Origin of the sequence: Microbacterium sp. M (genome assembly GCF_045181065.1) — a bacterium.
Taxonomy (GTDB): domain Bacteria; phylum Actinomycetota; class Actinomycetes; order Actinomycetales; family Microbacteriaceae; genus Microbacterium.
Genome location: NZ_CP173721.1, coordinates 3,880,910 through 3,905,420, shown reverse-complemented (window position 1 = coordinate 3,905,420; position 24,511 = coordinate 3,880,910). Strand labels below are relative to the sequence as shown.

Below are 24,511 nucleotides of genomic sequence, written 5' to 3'. Positions count from 1 at the left end.
CCCTCCGACCGGGGGCGCACGCGGTTCTGCGCGGCGGGGGTCGCGTGTGGTCGCGTCAGCCCGCGGGAGGCGGCGAAACGCGACCCCTCCGGGGGGTGGCTCGCCGCCGCACTACCGTGATCACCGGCACGAGCACGAAGTCGTGCACGATCACCGCCGCGGCCAGCCACACCGCCACGCTCAGCAACTGATCTGGGCGCTGCGTGCTCACCAGCAGCCACCCGCCCCACAGCATGCCCGCGATGCCGAGCCCGCCGACCACCAGACGCACGATTCGCATCACACCACCTCGATCGCCGTCAGCCACTTCGTCTGCAGCACGCCGGGGCGCCCGGGGGCGATGATCCGCGCGGGATACCCGTGGTCCAGGTCGAGCCGCTCGCCGTTGACGTGCAGCGCCACGAGCGTCTTCGGATCCCGCGTGTACTGCGGCGGCATGGTCGTGGCGGCGAACGCTCCGCGCTGCTGCATGCTCTGCAGGTGCACGGTCGCGTCCTGCGGCGCCTCGACGAGGTCGAGGAGATCGGAGAGGCGGACGCCCTGCCACGCGGCATCCACCGTCCAGCCCTCCACGCACGCGATCGGCAGGACCTCGCGCTGCTGCGGGAGCGCATCCAACTCGGAGAGGGGCAGCTCCCGCACCCGCGAGCCGCTGCGCACGGTCAACCGCCAGTCCGGGGCGGACGCGAGCTCGGTCACCCGCGCCTCTCGAGCCGAACGGTTCACCGGCAGCGCCTGCGGGGCGACGATCCGCCTCCTGTCGTCGGTGACGCTGAACGGCCCGGCGGGGAGCACAGCATGTGTGAGCGCCAGGGCGCCCATCGTCGCCGACCCCACGCCGACCCCGAGGAGGAAGCGTCGCCGTGACACGGCATCCGGATCAGTCATCCGCCCCGCCTCCGCCCCGCCAGTGCCGGAGGATGGTGGGCAGCTGCACGGCGATGTGCAGCGCCAGCGCGCCGATCAGCACCCAGGCGAGCGCGAAATGGGTCCGTCGGAACGAGAACTCCCACGGATACCACCCCAGGACGTTGAGGATGCCGGTCACAGGCAGCACCAGCGCGGTCGCGACCAGCACTCCCACCGATGCGCGCTCGACGACGTTCAGCAGACCTGTCACCGGCGGCCAGTGGAACAGCCGCGGGTACACCACCCACAGCTTCGCCAGCAGCAACGGGAACAGCATGCTGCCCACGACCACGTGGGTCCCCTGCGTCCACGCGTACAGGTACTCCGGCCGCGCCGGCGTGACGAACCAGTCCACAGGGCTCTGCAGGAAGTGGCTGTACAGACCGGTCGCGAAGCAGATGAGGAACGCGAGTCCGAGCATCCGACCCACGACGACCGTCATCCGCGCATCCCGCACCGGAGAGGCGAGCGCACTCTGCACGCGCGCCGCGCGCGGGCGGAGGACAGCATCCAGCCGGTCGATCAGCGCGGTGCGGTCCGTCATGGCTTCAGTGTGCGCGGACGAGCGTCGATCGCGCCCGTCGATTCGCTTACAGGGTGGTGACGCTGCACCCGGATGCCGGAGGTGTCACGGAGGCGTAAGGAATGTCCGGTACCGAGCGGGGCCGGCGCAGAGGAGTCTGAAGACATGCAAGACGAACACGTCGAGATCGCCGTGATCGGCGGCTCCGGGCTCGCCGCCCTCGCCGTCGACGACGCCCGCCTCCTCGCGCCCGTGCCCACACCGTACGGAACGGTGTCCGGCATCGTCGTCGGACGACTCGCCGGCCGGCGCACGGCGTTCCTCGCCCGGCACGGCGCAGGTCACCGCGTGCCGCCGCATCGGATCGACGCGCGAGCCAACCTGTGGGCGCTCGCCTCGCTGGGTGCGCGGATCCTCGTCTCGACCAACGCCGTCGGCGGGCTCGAGGCCGACATGCGGCCCGGCGACCTCGCCCTCACCGACCAGCTCATCGACCGCACCTGGGGTCGCGCGGATTCGTACTTCGACGGCGGCGACATCGTCCAGGGCGTGGAGCACCTGCCGCTCGCCGAGCCGTACAGCCGTGAGCTGCGCCGCATCGCCGCCGCCGCGCTGCACGATGCGGGCGAGACGCCGCGGGAGTCGGTGACGAGCGTGGTGATCCAGGGGCCGCGGTTCTCCACCCGCGCGGAGGCGGGGTGGCATCGGCTGATGGGTGCGGGGATCGTGAACATGACCCAGCTGCCCGAGGCCGCGCTCGCCGCAGAGCTCGGGTTCGCTCATGTGAACCTCGCGATCATCACCGACACGGACACCGAGCGCGGCGACGGCGACCGGGATCGCTCGGTCACGGCCGAGCGGGTGTTCCAGGTGATGGCCGAGGCCGAGCCGCGTCTGAATGCCGCGATCGCCGCGATCATCCGTGCGATCCCGGCGGGATTCACCGCGCCGACGCTGCTGTCCGAGGACGCCGTGCGCAGCATCCTGGCGGCCGAGCCGAACGACCGGGACGGAGGCGCCGGATGAGCCTGCTGCTGGTCACGGGGGGACGCGGATTCATCGGCGGCGCCATCGTCGAGCAGGCACTCGCGGCGGGGTGGTCGGTCCGGGTCTTCGACTCGTTGCGCGAAGACGTGCACGGCGACGGCGGCGGACGCCCGCTGCCGGAGGGCGTGGAGTTCGTCCGGGGCGACATGCGGAATCCGGATGCCGTGGCCAGCGCCCTGCGCGGCGTGGACGCGGTCTGCCACCAGGCCGCCAAGGTCGGACTCGGTGTCGACATCGGCGACGCCGCGGACTACGTCGCGTCGAATTCGCTCGGCACCGCTGTGCTGCTCGCGGCGATGCGGGATGCCGGCATCCTTCGTCTGGTCCTGGCCTCGTCGATGGTCGTCTACGGCGAGGGACTGTATCGGGATGGCGCGTGGGTGGGGCAGGCGCCGCCGCGTCGGCTCATCGACCTCGAGGCCGGGATTTTCGAGCCCCGATCGCCGGTGACCGGAAATCTGCTGCAGCCGGAACCGATCGATGAGGATCAGCCCTGCGACCCGCGCAACACCTATGCCGCGACCAAGCTCGAGCAGGAGCTGCTCGCGCGCGACTGGGCCCGCGGCACCGGGGGCACCGCCGCCCTGCTGCGGTACCACAACGTCTACGGACCATGGATGCCGCAGGGCACGCCCTATGCCGGAGTCGCGTCCCTGTTCCGATCCGCACTGGAGCGTTCAGAGGCGCCGGACGTGTTCGAGGACGGCGAGCAGCGACGGGACTTCGTGCACGTGTCCGACGTCGCCGCCGCCAACCTGGCGGCACTGCGCTGGTCCACCGGTGCAGGGGAGGCGCGCGCGTTCAACGTGGCCAGCGGCGAAGTCCACACGATCGGCGACTTCGCACGGACGCTCGCCGCGGCCATGGGAGGGCCCGAGCCGCGCGTGAGCGGGAGGTTCCGTGCGGGAGATGTGCGGCACATCACGGCATCCTCGGCTCGGATCCGAAGCGAACTCGGCTGGCAGCCGCAGGTCTCGTTCGAGGACGGCGTCGCGCAGTTCGCGCAGGACCCGCTGCGGGCGGCGGTCGCGGGGCGGTGAGCGGCATGGTGGTCCGGCCGCGGGTGGCGTTCTGGAGCGGGGCCGCGGCCGCCCTGCTGATCGCGGCGGCGATGATCATTCCCGCAGTCTCCGGCTGGAAGGTGTACGTCACGCTGCCACCGCTGCACGCGGAATGGATGCCGCGGATCGGGCCCGGGCTGCCGATGGCCGTCGCCCTCGGCGTGCTCGCGGTGATCTTCGCGCAACGACTGGTCGCGCGGATGCGGTGGGTGCCGCTGCAGCTGATCGTGTTCGGCACCGCCCTGGCATGGCTGCTCTCCCTGGCGCTCGTCGACGGCCTCGACGGCATCGGGACGATCCTGAACCACCGCTACGAGTATCTCGGCACCGCGCGCGAGGTCACCGACTTCGGGGCGACCCTGCGCGAGTACGTCGAGCGCATCCCGTACGCGCACGACGACAACTGGCCGGTGCACATCGCCGGTCACCCGCCCGGTGCGCTGCTGTTCTTCTACGTCCTCGTCCGGGTCGGCCTCGGCAGCGGACTGGCGGCCGGATTCGCCGTGATCCTGGTGGGCGCGACGATCCCGATCGCCGTGCTGGGGGCGCTGCGGGCGCTGGGTGCAGAGGAGTCCGCTCGCCGGGCGGCTCCGTTCCTCGTCTTCACACCTGCCGCCATCTGGATCGGGGTCTCGGGCGACGGAATGTTCGCGGCGTTCGCGGCATGGGGGCTGTGGGCGCTGGCCCGTGCTGCGACGTCATTCCGGCGGGGCGAGCACCCGGTCGTGATGGTGGCCTGGGCACTGCTCGCCGGGCTGCTGCTCGGATACTGCGTGATGCTGTCGTACGGCTTGCCGCTGCTCGGCGTGCTCGCCCTTGCGGTTCTGTTCGCCGCGCGGCAGTGGTGGCCGTTGCCGATCGCTGCGGCCGCGGCGCTGGCCGTGGTTCTGGCATTCGCGGTCGGCGGCTTCGCCTGGTGGGAGGCGTTCCCGGTGCTGCAGCAGCGCTACTGGGATGGCGTCGCCTCGCGGCGCCCGCCGGAGTACTGGATGTGGGGCAATATCGCGGCGTTCGTGATCAGTGCGGGGCCGATGGTCGCGGCATCCCTCGGCGGGGCAGTGGATGCCGGCATCCGACGGCGTGGTCGACCGGGCAGGCTGCGCGACGACGGCGTGCGGGTCGTGCTGCTGCTCGTGGCGGCGGCGTGGCTGAGCATCCTGCTGGCCGACCTGTCGAATATGAGCCGCGCGGAGGTCGAGCGCATCTGGTTGCCGTTCGTGCCGTGGGCGCTGCTCGGGCTCGCACTGTTCGGGCGCCGGACGCGCCGGATCATGCTCGGGGTGCAGATCGTGTTCGCGATCGTGGTCCAGTCGCTGCTGCAGACCGGGTGGTGAAGCCGGGCGTCGCGGACGGTAGTGTCGCCGGCATGTGGGAGCAACGGGATGGCGGCTCGGCGTCGGTCCGAACGCTCTGGCGCGCCCGCGTGGAGCAGCCGGAGACCTACGCGGTCGCCGGGTCGGAGTACTGGGGGATCTCCTTCGTGCGCACGGCGGATGGTCTGCTCTCCGCGGAGATGAACGGACCGACGTTTCGCTCTGCGACGGTGGACGGCGTCCTCGGCGACGAGTACTGGGGTGTAGAGCTCGCTCCGCACGTGATGATCGTCGCGGCGGGCAAGGACACGTTCCGCGGAGCGACGGTCGCTCTCCCCGTGGCCGATGGCCGGGTCCGCATCGGAGAGCGCTGGCATCGGGTTCCGAATTTCGAAGGGCTGGAGCGGTGGGTCTCCGAACTGGTGGATGCCGGAACGCTGCGCATCGATGGCGGCATTCGTGCGGCGCTCGCCGGTGACCGGACTGGGGCGACCGATCGGACGTGGCAGCGCCGCTTCCGCCGCGTCGTCGGCCTCACTTCCTCCCAGGTGCGCCAGCTCGCACGTGCGCAGCACGCCTACGTGCTGCTGCAGTCGGGTCTGTCACCCGCGGAGGCAGCCGTGAACGCCGGATTCTCGGACCAGGCGCACCTGACCAGGTCATTGCGGATGATCCGGGGGCAGACGCCCGCCGCCATCGTGGCCGCGCATCTCTCGCGGTGACGCCGCGTCGGCGGAGATGTCGTTTTCGTTCAAGCCCGTCAGGTGCCGTCCACGATGGGATGGACTCATGACCGAGACTCCCGCCGGATACGCCACCGTCAACCCCTTCCTGATCGCGAAAGACGCCGAGGGGCTCATCGCGTTCGTCGCGCACGTCTTCGATGGCATCGCGCGGCCCGAATCGCGCACCGTGGATGGGGACGGCCTGCTCCTGCACGCCGAACTGCAGGTCGGCGGTACGACGCTCATGTTCGCGGAGCGCAAGCCGGACTGGCCATATCTGCCCGCGCTGCTCCAGGTGTACGTCGACGACGTGCCGCGGGCCCTCGAGCGAGCGAAGGCGGAGGGTGCGGAGGTCGTCACAGAGCCGACCGAGTTCTTCGGCGACGTGTTCTCCCGATTCCTCGACACATGGGGGAACCTCTGGTGGGTCTACAGCACGACCCCTGCGACCGACGACCAGTGGTCGGCGGAGGGCGACGCCGACGAGGAGTGGGGAGCCGATGGCGCGGATGCGGCGTGGGAGCCGACGCCGGAACTGGTGTACATCCACGACACGCTCATCGCCGCGATCCCGCGTCTGAAGGAGCCCGACGCCTGAGCAGGCTCAGCCGGCGAGCGTCGACGTGTCGATGACGAAGCGGTAGCGGACGTCGGACGCCAGTACGCGATCCCAGGCCTCGTTGACCTCGGATGCCGAGACGATCTCGACCTCGGGGGCGATGCCGTGCTCGGCGCAGAAGTCCAGCATCTCCTGCGTCTCGGCGATCCCGCCGATGTTGGAGCCCGCGAACGATCGCCGCCCGCCGATGAGCGTGCCGACGTGCAGGCTGAGCGGCTCGGCCGGTGCGCCGACGTTGACGAGCGTGCCGTCGAGCGCGAGCAGCTTCAGGTGCGCGTCGAGGTCGATCGGCGCCGAGACGGTGTTGATGATGAGGTCGAAGGCACCGCGGAGCTCGCGGAACGTCGCCGGGTCGTTCGTCGCGAAGGCGCGGTCGGCGCCGAGAGACAGCGCGTCGTCCTTCTTCGCGAGCGTGCGCGTGAGAACAGTGACCTCGGCGCCCATCGCGTGCGCGAGTTTGACGGCCATGTGGCCGAGCCCGCCCAGTCCCACGACTGCGACCCGGGTGCCGGGGCCGGCGTTCCAATGGCGCAGCGGCGAGTACGTCGTGATGCCGGCGCACAGCAGCGGTGCCGCCTTCTCGAACGGGATCTCCTCGGGTAGGCGCAGCACGAAGTCCTCGGTCACGACCACGCTGGTGGAGTACCCGCCCTGGGTGATGGTCCCGTCGACGTCCTTCGCTCCGTAGGTGCCGATCGCGCCGTTCAGGCAGTACTGCTCGGACCCTGCCGCGCAGTTCGCGCAGTCTCCGCAGGAGTTGACCAGGCATCCGACGCCGACGCGGTCCCCGACCCTGTGCTTCGTGACGTCCGACCCGACCTCGGCGACGAAACCGGCGATCTCGTGCCCGACCGTGAGCGGGTACTGCTGCGGACCCCAGTCGCCCTTGATCGTGTGGATGTCGGAGTGACAGATGCCGGCCCAGCGGATGTCGATGAGCACGTCGTTCGGACCGACATCGCGGCGCTCGATGGTGCTGACGGTGAGGCGGTCGGTGGCTGAGGGCGCGACGATCGCGGCAACAGTGGTGGGCATAGGAAGAGATTACGCCGAATCCGCGCTCGACGCGCTCGAATCGATTCGATACCATAGGAGGTCGCACCTCTGCGTGTGCTGCTCCCGTTCTGCCCCGTTCTGTTTCCGCCCACTCCTGCCTGTCGAGCGACTGTGTCCACTTCCCTCACCACCGGCGCGCCCTGGCGCGTCATTCTCGCCTTCTCCGTACCGCTGCTGATCGGCAACGTCGTCCAGCAGCTGTACCAGTTCGTCGACACCATCGTCGTCGGACGCCAGCTCGGCGTCGACGCGCTCGCCGCCGTCGGCGCGACCGGCAGCCTGCTGTTCCTGCTGCTCGGCTTCGCGTGGGGTCTGACGAGCGGCTTCGCGATCCCGACCGCGCAGGCATACGGGGCGGGGGATGCTCGGGCTGTGCGCCGATCGGTCGCCACCGGCACGATCCTCACGGGCGCGATGAGCGTGGTGCTCACCGTCGCAGCTCCCCTGCTCGCGGAGCCCGCTCTCGCGGCCCTGCGGACGCCGCCGGAGCTCATGGACGATGCGGTCGTCTTCGCGCAGGTGAGCTTCCTCGGTGCTGCGGCGACCATGTTCTTCAACTACCTGGCCGCCATCATCCGGGCGATCGGCGACTCCCGCACGCCGCTGTGGTTCCTCACGCTCGCCTGCGTGCTCAACGTCGGCCTCGTCATCCTCATGGTCGGGCCCTTCGGCTGGGGTGTCGCCGGCGCGGCTCTCGCAACGGTCGTCGCGCAGGCCATCTCGGTCGTGCTGTGCCTGGAGTACCTGCGTCGTCGCCTGCACGAGCTGCACGTCAAGCGCGAGGACTGGCGCGTCACCCGCAGCGACATCTGGGAGCACCTGCGTCTGGGCCTGCCGATGGGTTTCCAGGCGTCGATCATCGCGATCGGCACCCTGGCCGTGCAGGTCGCGCTGAACGAGCAGGGTGCCGTAGCCGTCGCCGCCTGGACCGCCGGCTCCCGCGTCGACAGCCTCGCCACGGCCCTGCTCGCGTCGCTGGGGCTCGCGACCAGCATGTACGTCGCGCAGAACGTCGGCGCCGGCCGCCCGGATCGCATCCGCCGCGGCGTCATCCAAGCGACGTGGATCGCCGTGATCGGCTCCGTCATCCTCGGCGTGCTGCTGGTCGTCACCGGTTCGCTGATCGTGCAGGTGTTCGTCGGCGACAGCGCGCCGGACGTCGTCGAGCTCGCGCACCTCATGCTGATCATCAACGCGTCCTGCTACACGATCCTCGGCGTGCTGTTCGTGCTGCGCGGTGCGCTGCAGGGGCTCGGCCACGCCATGATCCCCACGGTCACGGGCGTCGTCGAGCTCGTCGCCCGCGTGGTCGCGGCCGTCGTGCTCGGCTCGCTGTGGGGTTTCGCCGGCGTCGCCTGGAGCAACCCGCTCGCGTGGCTCGGCGCGGTCGTGATCCTCATCCCGGCCTACGTGCGCGAGCACCGACGGCTCGCCCGGATGCCGATCACTTCGACCGTGCTCACCGAGACGACGCCGATTCCGCTCGTCGGCCCCACGAACAGCTCGCTCGTGGTGGATGCCGTCGTCACCTCGCCCATCACACTGCCGGGTGCGATCAACGCTCCGCGAGGAAGGCGAGGGCGGCTTCGCGGAAGACGCGGGAACCGGGTGCGTTGAAGTGATGCCGGTCCGGGATCTCGAGGAAGCTGCCTTGCGGGGCCGCGGATGCCAGATGGCGTGATCCCTCGATGATCGCGTCCTGCGATCCGGTGGCGAAGAGCACAGGCTGCTGCGGAGCGTCCGACGTATCGGGGTCGATGGTGCGTGACGCACGCATGCCCTCGGCGAGGGCGAGCAGCGCATTCAAGTCGTTACCGGGGACGCGCTCGGTCAGTCGGATGTAGTTCTGAGTCGCCTGGTCGGTCACTGGCGTGCCGTCGTCGATGTATGCGCGCACCTGGTCGAGATCCAGTCGCGCCAGCGGGATGCCCTCGGGGACGCCGCCCAGCACGACACGGGTGATGCGCGCTGGCAGGTCGACCGCGACCTGCCAGCCGACCCGGGCTCCGAGCGAGTAGCCGACGTACTGCGCCTCCTCGACGAGATAGGTGTCGAGCACCGTCTCGAGGTCAGAGGCGAGCGCTCGGATGTCGTACCCCTCGGGTTCGTGCGGCTTGTCGCTGAGACCATGGCCGCGCTGGTCGACGCCGAGCACGAAGTAGCCGGCATCCGCCAGCATCCGCGTCCAGCCGGTCAGCACCCAGTTGTCACGGGTGCTGGAGGCGAATCCGTGCACGACGACGACGGCCGGCGCGTCCGGATCGCCCCACGTGTACGTCGCGAGGCGCACGCCTTCGCCGACGATGACCATCTGCGGGTCCGGCATCCGATTCAGTTCCGAGAGAGGTACGGCCACCCCTCCATCATGGCCCCGCCGAGGATCAGTCCGGCGGATGATGTCGCATCATTCCTCAGGAGGATGTGAAGCGCGCCGTACTCGCCTACTCTGGAGCTACACAGATCGCATCGGGGGGTGCACGATGGTGACATCGTCAGCAGTGTTCAATGAATTGGCCGGAGTGTTCGTCGGGATCGGCATCGGCGGAGCGGTGATCGCCGTGCTGTGCGCGCTGATCGCATTGTTCGCGTTGATCCGGGGTTCGGAGGGCATCGTCGGCGGCGCCGTCGCGGGCTGGATCGTCGGGACCCTTCTCAGCGCGGCGGCCGTGTTCGCCCACAACTGGCTGCCGGTGCTGGTGTCCGGCATCGCGCTGGTGGCCGCGCTGACGGTCGGCGGAGTCGTGCGCGGCATCCTGTCGGGACGGCTCGCGCGGCCCGCCGCCGCCGTCCGGACCGTCGAGGCGACCGTGCCGGCCAAGCCGGCGAAGCCGGTCGTCGTCGATTCCCCGCGTCAGCCCGCCTTCGAGGTTCCCCGCGCCGCCTTCGAATCCCGCTGACCTCTGGTCTGCTGGCGTGGGATCCGGAGGATCCGCGACCTCGGCGGGCCACTCAGCGGTAGTCGCGGTCGAGGTGCTGCCGCGCGGCATCCCCACCGGCGGCGACGCGCTCCGACTCCCGGGCGCGCAGTTCGACGCGGCGGATCTTCCCCGAGATCGTCTTCGGAAGCTCCGGCACGAACTCGATGATGCGCACCCACAGATGCGCGGACAGCCGCTCCCGCGCGAACGCGTAGATCGCGGATGCCGCGGCGGCCTCGTCACCGGCATCCGGCCGCAGACATACGTACGCCTTCGGAACCGACAGCCGTGTCGGATCCGGGCTCGGGATGACCGCCGCCTCGATCACCAGTTCGTGTTCGAGCAGCACGGACTCGAGCTCGAAGGGCGAGATCTTGTAATCGGATGCCTTGAAGACGTCATCCGCTCGCCCGATGTAGGTCAGATATCCGTCCGCATCGCGCGTCGCGATGTCGCCGGTGTGGTGGAACCCGCCCTCGCGGGACTCGGCGGTCTTCGCGGCATCCCGGTAGTACCCGGCCATCAGGCCGACGGGGGCCTCGGCGAGATCGAGCGCGATCTCACCTTCGGCATCCGTGACCGCGCCGGTGACCGGATCCAGCAGAACGACCGGATAGCCGGGCAGCGGGCGACCCATCGAGCCGTCCTTCACGACCTGGCCGGGGGAGTTGCCGACGCAGGCGGTCATCTCGGTCTGTCCGAAGCCGTCGCGGATGGTCCCGCCCCAGGCCTGGCGCACCCGCGTGATGACCTCCGGATTCAGCGGCTCTCCTGCTCCGACGAGTTCGCGCGGAGGATGCGCGAGGCGTCCGAGATCGGCCTGGATCAGCATCCGCCAGACCGTCGGCGGAGCGCAGAAGGTGGAGACGTGATGGGTCTCCATGACCTCCATCAGGGTGTTCGCATCGAACCGGTCGTAGTCGTAGACGAACACGGTCGCTTGGGCGAGGAAGGGCGAGTAGAAGCTCGACCAGGCATGCTTCGCCCAGCCGGGCGAGGAGATGTTCAGGTGCACGTCCTCCGGCCGCACCCCCAGCCACCACATCGTCGACAGGTGCCCGACCGGATAGGAGACGTGGGTGTGCTGGACGAGTTTCGGCCGACTCGTCGTCCCGGAGGTGAAGTACAACAGGCTGGTGTCGGATGCCGGGGTGGGGGCGTCCGGTTCGAAGGCGTCCGGCGCACTCGCCGACTCGGCGAAGTCGGTCCATGCATCCGGTGCGTCGCCGACCGCGATCCGCAGGATGTCGCCGCCGACGCGGTCGGCGAGCGATCCGAGGGCGACGACCGCCGTGGCCTCGCCGTGCTCGATGCGGTACGCCAGGTCGGATGCCGAGAGCAGCGTCGAGGTCGGGATCGACACCGCGCCGATCTTCGTGATGGCGAGCATGACCTCCCACAGCTCGATCGAGTTGTTCAGCATCACGATGACATGGTCGCCGCGTCGGATGCCCAGGCTCAGAAGCCAGTTCGCGACCTGGTCGCTGCGGCGGGACAGGTCCCCGTAGCTCCAGGTCCGAACGCTCAGGTCTGCGGAGACGATCTGCACGGCCGGGCGCTCAGGATGCTCGCCCGCGACGACGTCGAACCACTCGAGAGCGAAGTTGAAGGAGTCGAACTGCGGCCAGCGGAATCCGGCGCGCGCGCCCTCGTAATCGGTGGCGTGATCGAACAGGAAGTCGCGCATCTCGCGGATCGCGGTCGTGGCGGCGGTGGCAGGACGGCTCATGTGTTCCATCCTGCACCCGGACTCAGCGGACTATCGGCCAGGGGCCGCGTTCCGATCAGTATTGGTCTGCTACCGGTTCCAGGGCCGCAGCTTGTCCGGGTTGCACACGATCCAGACGCTCACGAGGAGCCTGGACCGCACCTCCGCGGTGAGAGCTCCGACGACCCGCTGGTCGCGAACGAGCGTGAGCCCTGGGACACCATTGATGGACGCCGCGGCGGTGGTGGTTCCGCTCGGCATCAGGCGCAGCAGCTCGGATGCCGCTTCCTCCCTGCCCATCACGGGAGTCGGGGCCGTTGGCAGGTGTCCTCCGCTGTCGATGACGGCGGCGACGTCGGGATGCAGAAGCGCTCGGACGGCGTCCTCGTCGCCGGAGCACAGGGCATTCGCGAGTTCATCCAGGATGCCGTGGTCGGCGGCACCGCGTCGCCGCCGGCGCAGCCACGCCGGGTAGTGCTTTCGGTTCATGCGATGACCGCACCGACGTGGTGGAGCTTCTGCGGGCTCATCACCCACAGGAGCTGGACGATGCCGTTGCCCGACGTCGTCGCCGTGACCATCGTGGTGACCACGCCGTTCTCGGTGAGCGTCGCCGCGGGTTGCCCGTTGACGTGCACCCAGTCGATGGTCTTCCCGGTCCAGAAGTGGTGGGCGAAGGCCGCGACGAACTGCGCCACGCGTTCGCGCCCGATGACGGGGACACGGGCGGCGAGCTTCGTGCCGTTGCCGTCCGTGTAGCTCACGACGTCCGCGGCGAACAGTGCCTCGAGCTCGTGCGCATCACCCTTCCGTGCAGCAGTGAGGAACGCTTCCAGCAGACGTCGTTGCGATGTGGGGTCCGTCGGGGTGTTTCGAGCGGAGGACAGGTGCGCGCGGGCGCGGCTGACCAGCTGTCGTGCGCTGACGACGCTGCCGGAGATCACTTCGGCGATCCGCGGGTAGGGGTAATCGAAGGCTTCGCGCAGGATGTACGCCGCACGCTCCGTCGGCGTGAGCTTCTCCAGCGTCAGCAGGATCGCGAACTGCAGGGCCTCGGCACGCTCGGCACCGAGCGCCGGGTCGTCGTCCGTGTTGACCGGCTCGGGAAGCCACGGCCCGATATAGGTCTCTCTGCGTGTGTGAGATGACTGCAGGACGTTGATCGCCAGCCGGGTCGTGATGGTCGTGAGAAACGCCACCGGTTCCTGGATCTTCGAGCGATCGGTGCTCTGCCAGCGGATCCACGTCTCCTGGACGATGTCCTCCGCATCCGCCACGGTGCTCAGCATCCGATAGGCGATGCCGAACAGGCGTCGACGATGCGCGTCGAAGACCCTCAGCGCTTCATCGAGGTCGTCGCTCGCATCGGAGGCGCCGTCGACGGCCACGTCATGCCCGCCCATGGCTCACCGAACCCCCGCGAGACTGCGACGACCCTCGCCGTGCATCCAGGTGTCGAGCGTCGTGGCGGCGATGCGCATGGAGTCGCGGGGGAGCAGCAGGTCGCCGGAGATGTTGAAGCCCACAGGGGCGGTGTCGTCGTCCGCCACGACGTATCGCGGGTCGTGATCGATTCCGAGGACTCGGCGCACGAACTCCGAGAGCGGCATCTGCTCTGGCCCGCCGAGGTCGACCGCGCCGTTGAGGGGGCCTCCCAGCGCCAGCTCGACGAGGACGTCGGCGACATCGGATGACGCGACCGGCTGCACCGGCTTGGTGGGCAGGTGGACGGTGTCCTCCGCGGTGTTCCATTCGGCGATCCGGCGGGCGAAGTCGTAGAACTGCGTGGATCGAAGGATGGAGTGGTCGATCGGACCGGCGTGCACCAGGTTCTCCTGCACGCCCTTGGCCGCGAAATAACCGTCCTCGCCCGCGTGATCCGCGCCGACGATCGACAGCGCGACGTGATGCTTCACGCCCGCTCGCCGCTCGGCGTCGAGCACGTTGCGCGTCGTCGTCTCGAAGAACTGCCGTGCCGCCTCGCCGGACAGGTTCGGAGTGTTGGTCGCATCGATCACGGCATCCGCATACTCCAGGGCCGCATCCAGTCCGCGACCGGATCGCGCATCGACTCCGCTCGTCGGCGAGGCCACCACGACGGCCTGAGCGCGCCGCTCGAGCTTCTCGACGACCTTCCGGCCCACTTGACCGGTTCCACCCAAAACAACGATTCGCATCTCACCCGCTCCGTTTCTGGACCTGCGCCACTACGCAGACTGCCCTATATGCACTGACCGAGCAGCGATTCGGTCTGTGACAGCGAGTCGGGCTTTTCCCGAGATCTCCGTGTAGCACGCCGTGCGAGCCGTCCTCAACCGGTCTTCCGGATCCATCGCCACGCGAGTGCGAGTAGTCCGAGCGTCGGCACGGGCAGCCTCGTCGGCTGTGACGGCTCCGATCGGCCGGACTCTCATCTGGGCGATGTGTCACAACTCGAGGTCGTGTCTTGTCAGATGAGTGCAGACGGATTCCCGTGGCAGCCAATCGGAACTCGAAGGAGCGACATGAAGATCACGGTCATCGGCGGAACTGGTCTGATCGGCGCGCGACTCGTCCGGAGCCTCCGTTCAGCGGGCCACGAGGTCCTGGCCGCTGCCCGCTCGACCGGCGTCAACTCCTACACCGGCGAGGGGCTGGAGGATGCGCTGGAGGGCGCCGACGTCGTCATCGACGTCTCCAACTCGTCGTATACAGACGAAGCCGCGGCGCGCGAGTTCTTCTACACCTCGACCATGAATCTGCTCAGTTACGGCGAAGCCGCCGGTGTTCGCCACCACGTGGCGCTCTCGGTCGTCGGCACGGATCGGCTCGCCCGTGCCGAGGGCGGCTATTTCGTCGCCAAGGAGCAGCAGGAGCGACTCATTATGGCGTCGCAGCGTCCCTACTCGCTCGTGCACGCCACGCAGTTCTTCGAGTTCATCCGCAACATCACCGACCATGCCGTCCGCAGCGGCACTGTCCGGGTCGCCGACGTCCTCATTCAGCCCATGGCCGCCGAGGACGTCGCCGAGGCCGTCGCCCGAACGGCCGTCGCTGCACCCCTCCACGGCATGGTCGAGTTCGCCGGGCCTGAGGTGTTCAGCCTCGAGGAACTCGCCGTCATCGATATGCGATCCCGCCAGGACGAGCGCGAAGTCGTCCCGGATCCGCTCGGGACGTATTTCGGGGCGCACCTCGCGAGCCGCGATCTCCTTCCGGAGGCCACCGCGTCGATCGCTCCGACGCGGTACCACGACTGGCGCATCCGCGCCCGCGGGGTCGCCTGAACGAGTCGTGACGGACTCGTTTTCGGACAGCCGTCACATCGAAGGCCCCCGCCTTGTCATACCTGGTAGGCGCCGACAGGGGCGCCCGTCAGACCGAAAGGCATGAAATGGCAAAGATCGTCGTCATCGGAGGCACCGGCCTCATCGGATCCAAGGTCGTCGCGAAGCTGACCGCGCATGGCCATGAAGCTGTCGCCGCCTCACCGAACACCGGCGTCAACTCGCTCACCGGCGAGGGACTCGCGGAAGCGCTCGAGGGTGCCAGCACCGTCGTCGACGTGTCGAACTCGCCGTCGTTCGCACCGGACGACGTGCTCGAGTTCTTCACCACCTCGACGCGGAACCTGCTCGCGGCGGAGCGCGCGGCGGGTGTCACGCACCACGTGGCACTCACGATCGTCGGCACGAACCGCCCGCAGAACATTCCGTACTTCGCCGCAAAGGTCGCGCAGGAGAAGCTCATCCGCGAGTCCGACATCGCCTACTCGCTGGTCCACGCGACGCAGTTCTTCGAGTTCGTCGGCAGCATCGCGGACATCTCGACCACGGATGGTGTCGTCGCACTGCCCGGGGCGCTCATCCAGCCGATCGCAGCCGAGGACGTCGCGACCGCCGTTGCCCGCGCGGCCGCCGGCGATCCGACCGGCGACATCGAGATCGCCGGTCCCGAGGCCTTCGGGATGGACGAGTTCGCCCGGCGGGCGCTGACCTTCCGAGGCGACTCGCGGACGGTCGTCCGAGACGACAGCGCTCCGTACTACGGCGCACAGATCGAGGAGCGCACGCTCATCCCGGTCGAGGGCGCTCACATCTTCGAGACGACGCTGGAGGAATGGCTTCCGGCGAACCCGCCGCGCAAGTAGGCGACGTCTCATCCGATCCGGAGGAGAACACGCGAAACGGAGGACCGGAACGCCGGATCCGGTCCTCCCAACCGAGTGTTCTCCTCCGGATCGGTGGTTCCGGCGCCCCGTGGGCCCAGCGGCCGGCGCAACCCCGGCTGGCCGCGGCGGTCCCGCGCCCGCACTCAGCCGAGCAGCCCGCGCCCGTCCCGCAGCTCGAAGACCAGCTGCGTCTCGGTGCCGCGCACCACCGAGTGCACGGTGATGTGCTCGAGCACGATGTCGCGCAGCGCCGCGGCATCCTGCACGGCGACGTGCACGAGGAAGTCGTCGACGCCAGCGACATGGAACACCTGCAACACGCGCGGGATTGCGACGAGTGCGTCGAACAGCGCGTTCACCTTCGCTCCGGTGTGATTGGCCAGGCGCACCTTGATCATCGCCTGCAGCGGGTAGCCGAGCGCGGCTTCGTCGAGCCGCATTCGCACATCGCGGATGATCCCCCGCGTTCGCAGCGACCGAACGCGATGGGCGCAGGTCGACTCGGCCAGTCCGAGCCGGGTCGACAGCGCCTTGTTCGTGATGTCGGCGCGCTCGCTGAGCACGGCCAGGATCTCGAGGTCGAGTTCGTCCAGGACGGTTGGCGTTTTCGACAAGGTCACGGCTCCTTCCGGCATCCCGTTCCGCAGGAAATCGCACGATACGTGTCAATCATTGCGGATACTGTCGAATCATCCCACTCGGATTGCGATGTCAGCAAGCATGGAGACATGCATCCCGACACCAGGGCCGTCCACAGCGGCCGTGAAGACCTCACGGCGCTCGGCGTCCACGCGCTGCCCATCGACCTCTCAACGACGAATCCGCTGCCCGACGTCGAGCGCGGCGGGGAATCCTACGAGGCCATGGCCAGCGGAGGACGCCCGCCCGCCGACGGAAGCATGGTCTACGCCCGGCTGTGGAACCCGACCATCGCGCGCTTCGAGGACGCCCTCGCCGAACTGGAGCATGCCGAGGCATCCGTCGCGTTCGCGTCCGGGATGGCCGCGATGACGGCGGCGATCCTCGCGATGTGCGGCGCGACAGGGCGCCGGCACATCGTGGCGGTGCGCCCCCTGTACGGCGGAACCGACCACCTGCTCGGCTCCGGGATGCTGGGCGTCGAGACCACGTACTGCGAGCCGTCCGAAGTGTCCTCCGCCGTCCGCGCGGACACGGGTCTCGTGATCGTCGAGACCCCGGCGAACCCGACGCTCGAGCTCGTCGACATCGCCGAGATCGTGGCGGATGCCCGCAAGGCACCGGTGCTCGTCGACAACACCTTCGCGACACCGGTGCTGCAGAACCCGCTCGACCACGGCGCCGCCCTGGCGCTGCACAGCGCGACGAAATACCTCGGTGGGCACGGCGACGTGATCGCCGGTGTCATCGCCTGCAGCGAGGAGACGGCCGAGGCGCTGCGACGCGTGCGCGCGGTGACCGGCGGCCTGCTGCACCCGCTCGGTGCGTATCTGCTGCACCGCGGACTCACGACCCTGCCGATCCGGATGCAGCGCCAGCAGGAGAACGCGCAGCGCATCGTGCAGTGGCTCATCGACCGGCCGGAGGTCGAGGAGGTCTTCTTCCCCGGGCTCGACGGCGACCCCCGCGGCATCCTCGAGCGTCAGATGCGCGGCACGGGCGCCATGATCGCGATGCGCGTGCGCGGGGGATACGCCGCCGCGAGTTCCGTGGCGTCCGGCGTGCGATTGTTCACCCACGCAGTGTCACTCGGCGGAGTGGATTCGCTGATCCAGCATCCGGCGGCGCTGACGCACCGACCGGTGCCGGCGGAGGCCCGGCCTGCGGCCGATGTGCTGCGCCTGTCGATCGGGCTCGAGCATCCGGACGACCTGATCGCCGATCTCGCACAGGCGTTCGCCACCGTCCCGTCCCTGTCTCTCGCGCGCTGACCCGGAGCGTCAGACGCCCGCCAACCACCCGCCGAACGCGTCGAACGACGTCGGGCGGCCGAGGAACGCGGCCACGAGCTCCGCGGCATCCGCTGACCCGCCGCGAGCGAGCATCTCGTCGCGGTACCGGCCGGCGACATCGGCGGCGAACATGTCCGACGCGTCGAACGCGCTGAACAGGTCCTTCGCGATGACGAGGCTCCACATGTACGTGTAGTACCCCGAGCTGTACGCCGTGAGGTGTCCGAAACCGGCCTGGAAGTGCGTGTCGGGGAGCCGCGCGATGACCGAGTAGCGCTCCGACAACTCCGCCAGCGCTGCGTCGTGATCGGCGGGACGTTCCAGGTGCAGCCGGTAGGACACCGCGGAGTAGAAGATCTGCGTGCGCACCCAGCGCCCGCGGTCGGAGTCGGCGGCCTCGCGCATGCGGGCGACGAGGTCGGCGGGGATCGGTGCGCCCGCCGCATCCAGAGCGAAGGTCTGAAGGATGTCGGCATCCCAGGCCCACTCCTCCAGCATCTGCGACGGGGCCTCGACGAAGTCCCACTCGGTCGCGACGCCAGAGAACCGCGCCCAGATCTGGTCGCCGCCGAGCACATGGTGCAGCAGGTGGCCGAACTCGTGGAACAGCGTCTTGACCTGCTCGTGCTCCATCAGCCCGCGGGGGAAGTTGCACACCAGCACTCCCTCGGGGAGCTGGATGCCGCGCACACCCGTCACGAGATCGAACTGCGCCGCGTGCTTGTACTTGCCCTCGCGCGGGTGAAGGTCGAGGTGGATGCGCCCGATGCGCTCGCCGTCGCGCAGCACGTCGTAGCTGGAGACGTCGTCGGCCCAGACGGGGGCGTCTGGGACCTCGCGGTAGGTGAGTCCGAACAGCCGGCCGGTGACGTCGAGCAGTCCCTGGCGCACGCGCGTGAAGTCGAAGTAGCGGCGCACCTCCTGCGCGTCGACGTCGTACTGCTCGCGGCGCAGGATCTCGCCGTAGTAGTCGGCGTCGGCCGTCGTGATCTCGGTGGCCGCCGGGTCGTCCTGGCGCGCGCGGACGAGCAGAGCCTCCAGGTCGGCGGCGGCACGGTCTGCGGAGAGCGCCGCGATGCGCTCGATGAAGTCGCCGATCGCGTCGCCCGTGCCGATCATCTTCACCTCGGCGTCGAAGTCCGGCCACGAGGCGTACCCCAGAAGATCGGCCTGCTCGGCGCGCAGATCGAGCAGCTCGTGCAGCAGCGCGTCGTTGGCCGGCCAGCCGCGATCGTTGTAGGCGCGTGCGATCTCCTCGCGCGCCGCCGCGTCGTGCGCGTAGGCGCGGAACGGTCGGAAGTCCGGGTAGTCCGTCGTGATCTCGACCAGGCCGTCGTCGCCGGTCGGGTGCGCAGTCACGAAGTCGTCCGGGAGGCCTGCCAGGCGCTCCGGCGCGATGCGGATGCTGCGCACATCGTCGCGCACATTGCGTGAGAACTCCTGGTCGACGACCGTGATGCGCGCGCTGATCTCCGCGAGTCGAGCACGCGCCACATCGTCCTGGTCGACGCCGCCTCGACGGAAGTCGCGGAGGATGCGCCCCAGCAGACGGGTGGCCTCCTGGTCGAGGCCCTCCGTGTCGACCGCAGCGAAGACTTCGTACAGCTCTCGGTCCTGGTCTCGCTCGGTGACGAAGGCGGATGCCTCCTGCAGAGCCTTTTCGGCCAGTTCGCGAGCTGCGGCATCCGGATGCACCTCGGCGAGCAGCTGCGTGAAGCTGGACGCGTTGGCCGTCGCGATCTCCCCGAGGTTCCAGAGTTCGAGTGTCTCGAGCGGTGTGCGGGGCGTGCTGTCCTTGAGCTGGGCGACGACATCGCGCGCGGCGGCGAGCGAGGTTTCGGCGCGCTCTTCGATGAACGCATTCCAGTCTGCGGCGGGCAGGGCGAGAGGTTCCAGGGCCATGCGCTTCAGCCTACGGGGAGCGCTGCTTCCGTCCGGCGTGCCCGGGTTGGTGCGGGTGTACGCCGAAGTTGGTCGCCTCAACCCGGACGCGCCAGAGAGGGGCATCCGGGTTGAGGCGGGTGCGGAGGTCGGTCACCCGCGCCAACCCGGACACGCGGGTGCGGCCCTCCCCTCGTTCGTCGAGCGAGGACGGCGGAGCCGCCCGAGTCGAAACGCGTGCATGGCGAGGCTCAGCCGCTGGCGCGTTTCGACTCGCGTCGCTCGCTCAACGAGCGGGGGGAGGGGTGCTCGCTCAACGAGCGAGTGATGTGCCGCCCGATCACGCCCTGCCGCGGCGCGAACAGGTAGACGAGCGCGAACGCGGCCCCCTGCACGACGACGACCAGGCCGCCCGGTGCGGCATCCAGCCAGTAGCTGAGATAGATCCCGGTGACGCTGCACGCCGCCGACAGGAGGGGCGCGATCACCAGCATCCGTCCGAAGCGATCGGTCAGCAGCTGCGCGGTCGCCCCAGGGATGATCAGCATCGCGACGACCAGCACGACCCCGACCACCTGCAGCGCCACGACGGCGGTCAGGGCGAGGATGCCGAGCAGCAGCGCTCCCAGCATCCGCGGAGAGAGACCGATCGCGAACGCGTGCGTCGGATCGAAGGCGTACAGCGTGAGGTCGCGGCGCTTCACGAGCAGCACGACGAACGCGACGGCGGCGAGGATCCCGACCTGCACGAGATCGCCGACGGAGACCCCGAGGATGTTCCCGAAGATGATGTGGTTCAGGTCGGTCTGGCTGGGTGTGACCGAGATGAGCACGAGCCCGAGTGCGAAGAGGGTGGTGAAGACGATGCCGATCGCGGCATCCTCCTTCACGCGGCTCGTGCCGCGGATCGCACCGATCAGCGCCACCGCGAGGAACCCGAACACCAGCGCCCCGAGCGCGAACGGCGCCCCGATCACGTAGGCGATCACGACGCCGGGGAGCACGGCGTGCGAGACGGCATCCCCCATGAGCGACCAGCCGACCAGCACGAGCCAGCACGACAGCAGCGCGCACACCACCGCGGCCATCACCGTCGTCACGAGTGCGCGCACCATGAAGTCGTACTGGAGCGGCTCGAGGATCCAGTCCCAGATCATGCGGCGTCCTCTCCGGCATCCAGTCCGAAGGCCCTGGCCAGCTGGGTGGGCTCCAGCGCCTCGCCGACCGACCCGTGGAACAGCACGCGCCGCAGCAGCAGCACCGCATCGTCGGCCAACTCGGGGAGGGCATGCAGATCGTGGGTCGAGACGAGGACGGTCCGCCCGGATGCCGCGAGTTCGCGCAGCAGTCGCACGATCGTCGCCTCGCTGCGTTTGTCGACGCCGGCGAACGGCTCGTCGAGCAGCAGAATGCCGGCATCCTGAGCGATGCCGCGTGCGACGAACGCGCGCTTGCGCTGGCCGCCGGACAACTGCCCGATCTGGCGGTCGGCGAGGTCCTGCAGCTCCACGCGCTCGAGCGCTTCGTCGACGGCTGTCTTGTCGCTCGGCCGCGCTCGCCGCGTGATGCCCTGTCGTCCGTAGCGACCCATCATCACGACGTCGCGCACCGAGACGGGGAACGACCAGTCCACATCCTCGCTCTGCGGCACGTAGCCGACGAGACCACGACGCCGAGCGGATGCCGAGTCGCCCCCGGCCAGCCTCACCGTCCCAGACAAGGGCCGCACGAGCCCGAGGATCGACTTGAACAGGGTGGACTTGCCGGAGCCGTTCATGCCGATGAGACCCGTCACCCGCCCTTCGCGGACGTCGAGGGACACGTCGTCCAGCGCCAGCACGTCGCCGTAACGGACCGTGATGCCCCGGACCTCGATCGCGCTCATCCCGTCAGCCCCGCGATGATCGTGTCCGCGTCGTGCCGGATCAGGTCGAGATACGTCGGAACGGGTCCGTCGGCCTCCGACAGGGAGTCGACGTAGAGGATGCCGCCGAACGCCGCATCCGTCGCCTCGGCGACCTGCTGCATGGGCTTGTCCGACACGGTCGACTCGCAGAACACCGCCGGGACGTCGTTGTCGTCGACGAACTCGATCACCCTCGTGATCTGCTGCGGCGTCGCCTGCTGCTCGGCGTTGACCGGCCAGATGTAGGCCTCGGTGAGCCCGGCATCCCGTGCCAGGTAGGAGAACGCGCCCTCGCAGGTGACGAGCGCACGCTGAGCCTCGGGGAGCTCCGCGAGGGCTGCGACGAGGTCGTCCTGCACCTGCTGCAGGTCGGCCTTGTAGGCGTCGGCGTTCGCGGCGTAGTCGTCGGCGTGCGCGGGGTCGAGCTCTGCGAACGCCTCGACCATCGTGTCGGCGTAGAGCTGCACGTTCGAGGGGCTCATCCAGGCGTGCGGGTTGGGCTTTCCCGCATACGCGTCTCCGGTGATGTCGATCACGTCGACGCCGTCGGAGACGACGACGTGCGGGACGTCGATCGTGTCGACGAACTGCGCGAACCACACCTCGAGGTTCAGACCGTTGTCGAGGATGAGGTCGGCCTCGGCCGCCCTCCGGATGTCGCCGGGCGTGGGTTCGTACCCGTGGATCTCGGCGCCCGGCTTCGTGATCGACTCCACGCGCAGGTGCTCGCCGGCGACGTTCTCGGCGACGTCGGCGAGGACCGTGAACGTCGTCAGCACCATCGGACGGTCATCATCGGATGCCGTGTTCGGTCCGGCGCAACCGGCGACGGATCCGGTCAGCAGGATGCCGGCTGCGAGGGATGCCGCGGCGATGCGGGGATTTTTAGGCACACCGAAAACATACCTTTTCGGTGTGCCTAAAACAACCGGAGTTCGCCGCACTGCTCACAGCGGATCTGCCCACGGCGGATTCCCGCGCCGAGCCGAATGCCGGGGCGCACGCTGGATCCATGAGCGAAGAGAACCCCATCCCGCAGTTCGGCCCCGAGGCCAGGCGCGCGTTGTTCCACGAGCGCGTGCTCGTGCTCGACGGCGGCCTCGACGACGACAACGGCACGCTGCTGATGACGCAGCTGCTGACCCTCTCGACCGAGGACCCGGTCGCGGACATCGCGCTGTGGATTCATTCGCCCGGCGGCTCCGTGCCAGCGATGCTCGCGATCCGCGACCTCATGCACCTCATCCCGAACGAGGTGTCGACGCTCGTCCTCGGGATGGCGGCCAGCGCAGGGCAGTTCCTGCTCTCCGGCGGGGCGAAGGGCAAGCGCCGAGCACTCCCGCACGCGCGGGTGCTCATGCACCAGGGTTCGGCGGGTATCGGCGGGTCCGCCGTCGAGATCGAGGTGCAGGCCGACGACCTCCGCCAGATGCGCGACACGGTGCTCGGCCTGATCGCCGAGGACACCGGCCAGTCGCCGGAGCGCATCTTCGAGGACTCGCTGCACGACCGGTGGTACACGGCATCCGAGGCACTCGCCTACGGATTCATCGACGAGATCATCACCTCGACTGCCGACGTGTTCCCGCGCCGACGCGCACGAGTCGGACTGGGAGGACAGTCATGAGTAGCTACACGATCCCGAACGTCATCGCGCAGCATCCCCGCGGGGAGCGCATCATGGACGTCTACTCCCATCTGCTCGCCGAGCGGGTGATCTACCTCGGCACCGGCATCGACGCCGGGGTCGCGAACGCCCTGATCGCGCAGCTCCTGCATCTCGACGCCGACGCCCCCGACGCCGCCATCCAGTTCTACGTGAACAGCGAGGGCGGGGATCCGGGCGCCGCGCTGGCGATCTACGACACGATGCAGCACATCCGCCCGTCCATCGCGACTACGGTCGTCGGCCAGGCGATCGGACCGGCGGCCCTGCTCGTGGCGGCCGGAGCCGAAGGGCAGCGTGCGGCGTTGACGCACGCGCGCATCGTGCTGCACCAGCCGGCGGGTCAGTCGCGCGGCGCGATCCCCGATCTCATCCTCGCCGCGGACGAGGTGGTCCGAGTGCGTTCGGACCTCGAGGCCGTGCTCGCGCACCACACCGGCCGTTCGGTCGAGTCGCTGCGGGCCGATACCGACCGGGATCGGGTGTTCACGGCATCCGCGGCCCAGGAGTACGGACTCATCGACACCGTGCTGGGTGCGCGCGGCTGAACCCGAAGGCGCGCACACCGGGGGCCGACACGCCACCTGTCGGACGTTTTGCCCGAGGCCGTCCGACATCTGGCGTGCCGGCCCCCGAAAGCGGTGCCGTGTCAGGCGGCGAGGGCGAAGACACCGCGCCCAGCGGACGCCGAGACGGATGCCGGTGCCGACCGCAGCTCATCCGCGATCGAACTCGTCAGCTCGATGAGACTCGTGTCGAGCGCCCCTGCGATCGCGGCGATCATCTCGCTGGACGGCTCCTTGAGCCCTCGTTCGACCTCGGAGAGGTACTGCGGTGAGACGCCGGCCTTGTCGGCGGTCTCGGTGAGGGTCTCCTCGCGGTCATGGCGACGGCGACGGAGCTGATCACCGAGAAGCTGGCGCCAGAGCGGCTCCGGGTCGCGGTTCAGGGGACGCGGGAACGGGACGATGTCGACCATGCCTCACGATAAGTCGCCCCGGGCCTCATGATCGAGGCGTTCTGCTCAGAGCAGAACGCCACTGCGGCTCCAGCGGCACGATTCGCGACCCCCTCGAGGCGAGGCTGTGGGAGGATCAG

At 69.3% G+C, this 24,511-nt stretch carries 27 protein-coding genes; 12 read left to right on the top strand and 15 right to left on the bottom strand.

The genetic code is table 11. The features are described 5' to 3' along the window. Positions 1-55: 55 nt before the first annotated feature. Genes ACI7YT_RS19015 through ACI7YT_RS19005 form a run of 3 tightly spaced genes read right to left on the bottom strand, consistent with a single transcriptional unit; the run spans position 56 to position 1,453 of the window. A complete protein-coding gene (locus ACI7YT_RS19015; protein WP_406247855.1) occupies positions 56-280 on the bottom strand; it encodes a hypothetical protein in 225 nt (74 codons plus the stop codon). Further along, the gene (locus ACI7YT_RS19010; RefSeq protein ID WP_406247853.1) at positions 280-888 is read right to left on the bottom strand and encodes a molybdopterin-dependent oxidoreductase; all 609 of its coding nucleotides are present in this window, start codon (positions 886-888) and stop codon (positions 280-282) included. The genes ACI7YT_RS19015 and ACI7YT_RS19010 overlap by 1 nt, the downstream gene beginning before the upstream one ends. Further along, complete coding sequence (locus tag ACI7YT_RS19005) at positions 881-1,453, bottom strand: cytochrome b/b6 domain-containing protein (protein WP_406247851.1); 573 nt, start codon at positions 1,451-1,453, stop codon at positions 881-883. The genes ACI7YT_RS19010 and ACI7YT_RS19005 overlap by 8 nt, the downstream gene beginning before the upstream one ends. Before the next feature lie 144 nt (positions 1,454-1,597). On the opposite strand from ACI7YT_RS19005, the gene ACI7YT_RS19000 reads away from it, so the two are divergent. From ACI7YT_RS19000 to ACI7YT_RS18980, 5 genes are all read left to right on the top strand, one after another. Next, the gene (locus ACI7YT_RS19000; protein WP_406247849.1) at positions 1,598-2,458 is read left to right on the top strand and encodes an MTAP family purine nucleoside phosphorylase; all 861 of its coding nucleotides are present in this window, start codon (positions 1,598-1,600) and stop codon (positions 2,456-2,458) included. Further along, on the top strand, positions 2,455-3,519 hold the full coding sequence (locus tag ACI7YT_RS18995; protein ID WP_406247847.1) for an NAD-dependent epimerase/dehydratase family protein: 1,065 nt from the start codon (positions 2,455-2,457) through the stop codon (positions 3,517-3,519). Before ACI7YT_RS19000 ends, ACI7YT_RS18995 begins: the two co-directional genes overlap by 4 nt. A 5-nt stretch (positions 3,520-3,524) precedes the next feature. Continuing rightward, entirely contained in the window at positions 3,525-4,874 is a 1,350-nt protein-coding gene (locus ACI7YT_RS18990) for a hypothetical protein (RefSeq protein ID WP_406247845.1), read from the top strand. Between the two features lie 32 nt (positions 4,875-4,906). After that, entirely contained in the window at positions 4,907-5,575 is a 669-nt protein-coding gene (locus ACI7YT_RS18985) for a helix-turn-helix domain-containing protein (RefSeq protein ID WP_406247844.1), read from the top strand. Between the two features lie 67 nt (positions 5,576-5,642). Then, on the top strand, positions 5,643-6,176 hold the full coding sequence (locus tag ACI7YT_RS18980; protein WP_406247842.1) for a VOC family protein: 534 nt from the start codon (positions 5,643-5,645) through the stop codon (positions 6,174-6,176). Between the two features lie 6 nt (positions 6,177-6,182). Here the strand turns inward: ACI7YT_RS18980 and ACI7YT_RS18975 are convergent, their stop codons facing one another. Further along, complete coding sequence (locus ACI7YT_RS18975) at positions 6,183-7,232, bottom strand: NAD(P)-dependent alcohol dehydrogenase (RefSeq protein ID WP_406247840.1); 1,050 nt, start codon at positions 7,230-7,232, stop codon at positions 6,183-6,185. A 132-nt stretch (positions 7,233-7,364) separates the two neighbouring features. On the opposite strand from ACI7YT_RS18975, the gene ACI7YT_RS18970 reads away from it, so the two are divergent. Continuing rightward, on the top strand, positions 7,365-8,870 hold the full coding sequence (locus ACI7YT_RS18970; protein WP_406247839.1) for an MATE family efflux transporter: 1,506 nt from the start codon (positions 7,365-7,367) through the stop codon (positions 8,868-8,870). Here the strand turns inward: ACI7YT_RS18970 and ACI7YT_RS18965 are convergent. Continuing rightward, positions 8,809-9,579 (bottom strand): alpha/beta fold hydrolase, encoded by a 771-nt coding sequence (locus tag ACI7YT_RS18965; RefSeq protein WP_406250629.1) that lies wholly within the window; start codon positions 9,577-9,579, stop codon positions 8,809-8,811. The two genes, ACI7YT_RS18970 and ACI7YT_RS18965, sit on opposite strands and share 62 nt — an antisense overlap. A 154-nt stretch (positions 9,580-9,733) precedes the next feature. On the opposite strand from ACI7YT_RS18965, the gene ACI7YT_RS18960 reads away from it, so the two are divergent. Further along, positions 9,734-10,150: a hypothetical protein gene (locus tag ACI7YT_RS18960; protein ID WP_406247837.1), complete on the top strand. Its 417-nt coding sequence runs from the start codon at positions 9,734-9,736 to the stop codon at positions 10,148-10,150. Between the two features lie 52 nt (positions 10,151-10,202). Here the strand turns inward: ACI7YT_RS18960 and ACI7YT_RS18955 are convergent, their stop codons facing one another. The 4 genes from ACI7YT_RS18955 to ACI7YT_RS18940 all read right to left on the bottom strand — a co-directional run bounded on the left by ACI7YT_RS18955 (position 10,203) and on the right by ACI7YT_RS18940 (position 14,056). Beyond that, a complete protein-coding gene (locus tag ACI7YT_RS18955) occupies positions 10,203-11,900 on the bottom strand; it encodes an AMP-binding protein (RefSeq protein WP_406247835.1) in 1,698 nt (565 codons plus the stop codon). Between the two features lie 69 nt (positions 11,901-11,969). Beyond that, positions 11,970-12,368 carry a hypothetical protein gene (locus tag ACI7YT_RS18950; RefSeq protein ID WP_406247833.1) on the bottom strand — a complete coding sequence of 133 codons (399 nt, stop codon included), beginning with the start codon at positions 12,366-12,368 and terminating at the stop codon, positions 11,970-11,972. Continuing rightward, a complete protein-coding gene (locus ACI7YT_RS18945; protein ID WP_406247831.1) occupies positions 12,365-13,282 on the bottom strand; it encodes an RNA polymerase sigma-70 factor in 918 nt (305 codons plus the stop codon). Before ACI7YT_RS18945 ends, ACI7YT_RS18950 begins: the two co-directional genes overlap by 4 nt. A gap of 3 nt (positions 13,283-13,285) precedes the next feature. After that, complete coding sequence (locus ACI7YT_RS18940; protein ID WP_406247829.1) at positions 13,286-14,056, bottom strand: SDR family oxidoreductase; 771 nt, start codon at positions 14,054-14,056, stop codon at positions 13,286-13,288. Positions 14,057-14,383: 327 nt separating this feature from the next. Here ACI7YT_RS18940 and ACI7YT_RS18935 point away from each other — a divergent pair, with 327 nt between their 5' ends. Then, positions 14,384-15,145: an SDR family oxidoreductase gene (locus ACI7YT_RS18935; protein WP_406247828.1), complete on the top strand. Its 762-nt coding sequence runs from the start codon at positions 14,384-14,386 to the stop codon at positions 15,143-15,145. 107 nt (positions 15,146-15,252) lie between these two features. Next, positions 15,253-16,008 (top strand): SDR family oxidoreductase, encoded by a 756-nt coding sequence (locus ACI7YT_RS18930; protein ID WP_406247826.1) that lies wholly within the window; start codon positions 15,253-15,255, stop codon positions 16,006-16,008. Between the two features lie 164 nt (positions 16,009-16,172). Here the strand turns inward: ACI7YT_RS18930 and ACI7YT_RS18925 are convergent, their stop codons facing one another. Further along, positions 16,173-16,643: an Lrp/AsnC family transcriptional regulator gene (locus ACI7YT_RS18925; protein WP_406247825.1), complete on the bottom strand. Its 471-nt coding sequence runs from the start codon at positions 16,641-16,643 to the stop codon at positions 16,173-16,175. 114 nt (positions 16,644-16,757) lie between these two features. On the opposite strand from ACI7YT_RS18925, the gene ACI7YT_RS18920 reads away from it, so the two are divergent. Then, a complete protein-coding gene (locus ACI7YT_RS18920; protein WP_406247823.1) occupies positions 16,758-17,939 on the top strand; it encodes a trans-sulfuration enzyme family protein in 1,182 nt (393 codons plus the stop codon). A 9-nt stretch (positions 17,940-17,948) separates the two neighbouring features. On the opposite strand, the gene ACI7YT_RS18915 is transcribed toward ACI7YT_RS18920, so the two are convergent. The 4 genes from ACI7YT_RS18915 to ACI7YT_RS18900 form a co-directional block, all read right to left on the bottom strand. Next, positions 17,949-19,862 (bottom strand): M3 family metallopeptidase, encoded by a 1,914-nt coding sequence (locus ACI7YT_RS18915; protein WP_406247821.1) that lies wholly within the window; start codon positions 19,860-19,862, stop codon positions 17,949-17,951. A 230-nt stretch (positions 19,863-20,092) separates the two neighbouring features. Beyond that, on the bottom strand, positions 20,093-20,998 hold the full coding sequence (locus ACI7YT_RS18910) for a metal ABC transporter permease (RefSeq protein WP_406247819.1): 906 nt from the start codon (positions 20,996-20,998) through the stop codon (positions 20,093-20,095). Further along, entirely contained in the window at positions 20,995-21,726 is a 732-nt protein-coding gene (locus tag ACI7YT_RS18905; RefSeq protein ID WP_406247817.1) for a metal ABC transporter ATP-binding protein, read from the bottom strand. Before ACI7YT_RS18905 ends, ACI7YT_RS18910 begins: the two co-directional genes overlap by 4 nt. Further along, entirely contained in the window at positions 21,723-22,640 is a 918-nt protein-coding gene (locus ACI7YT_RS18900) for a metal ABC transporter substrate-binding protein (protein ID WP_406247815.1), read from the bottom strand. The genes ACI7YT_RS18905 and ACI7YT_RS18900 overlap by 4 nt, the downstream gene beginning before the upstream one ends. Before the next feature lie 119 nt (positions 22,641-22,759). On the opposite strand from ACI7YT_RS18900, the gene ACI7YT_RS18895 reads away from it, so the two are divergent. Both ACI7YT_RS18895 and ACI7YT_RS18890 read left to right on the top strand, forming a co-directional pair. Next, complete coding sequence (locus tag ACI7YT_RS18895; RefSeq protein ID WP_406247814.1) at positions 22,760-23,374, top strand: ClpP family protease; 615 nt, start codon at positions 22,760-22,762, stop codon at positions 23,372-23,374. Further along, on the top strand, positions 23,371-23,961 hold the full coding sequence (locus ACI7YT_RS18890) for a ClpP family protease (RefSeq protein ID WP_406247813.1): 591 nt from the start codon (positions 23,371-23,373) through the stop codon (positions 23,959-23,961). The genes ACI7YT_RS18895 and ACI7YT_RS18890 overlap by 4 nt, the downstream gene beginning before the upstream one ends. A gap of 101 nt (positions 23,962-24,062) precedes the next feature. Here the strand turns inward: ACI7YT_RS18890 and ACI7YT_RS18885 are convergent, their stop codons facing one another. Then, positions 24,063-24,392 (bottom strand): helix-turn-helix domain-containing protein, encoded by a 330-nt coding sequence (locus ACI7YT_RS18885; protein WP_406247811.1) that lies wholly within the window; start codon positions 24,390-24,392, stop codon positions 24,063-24,065. Between the last annotated feature and the right edge of the window lie 119 nt (positions 24,393-24,511).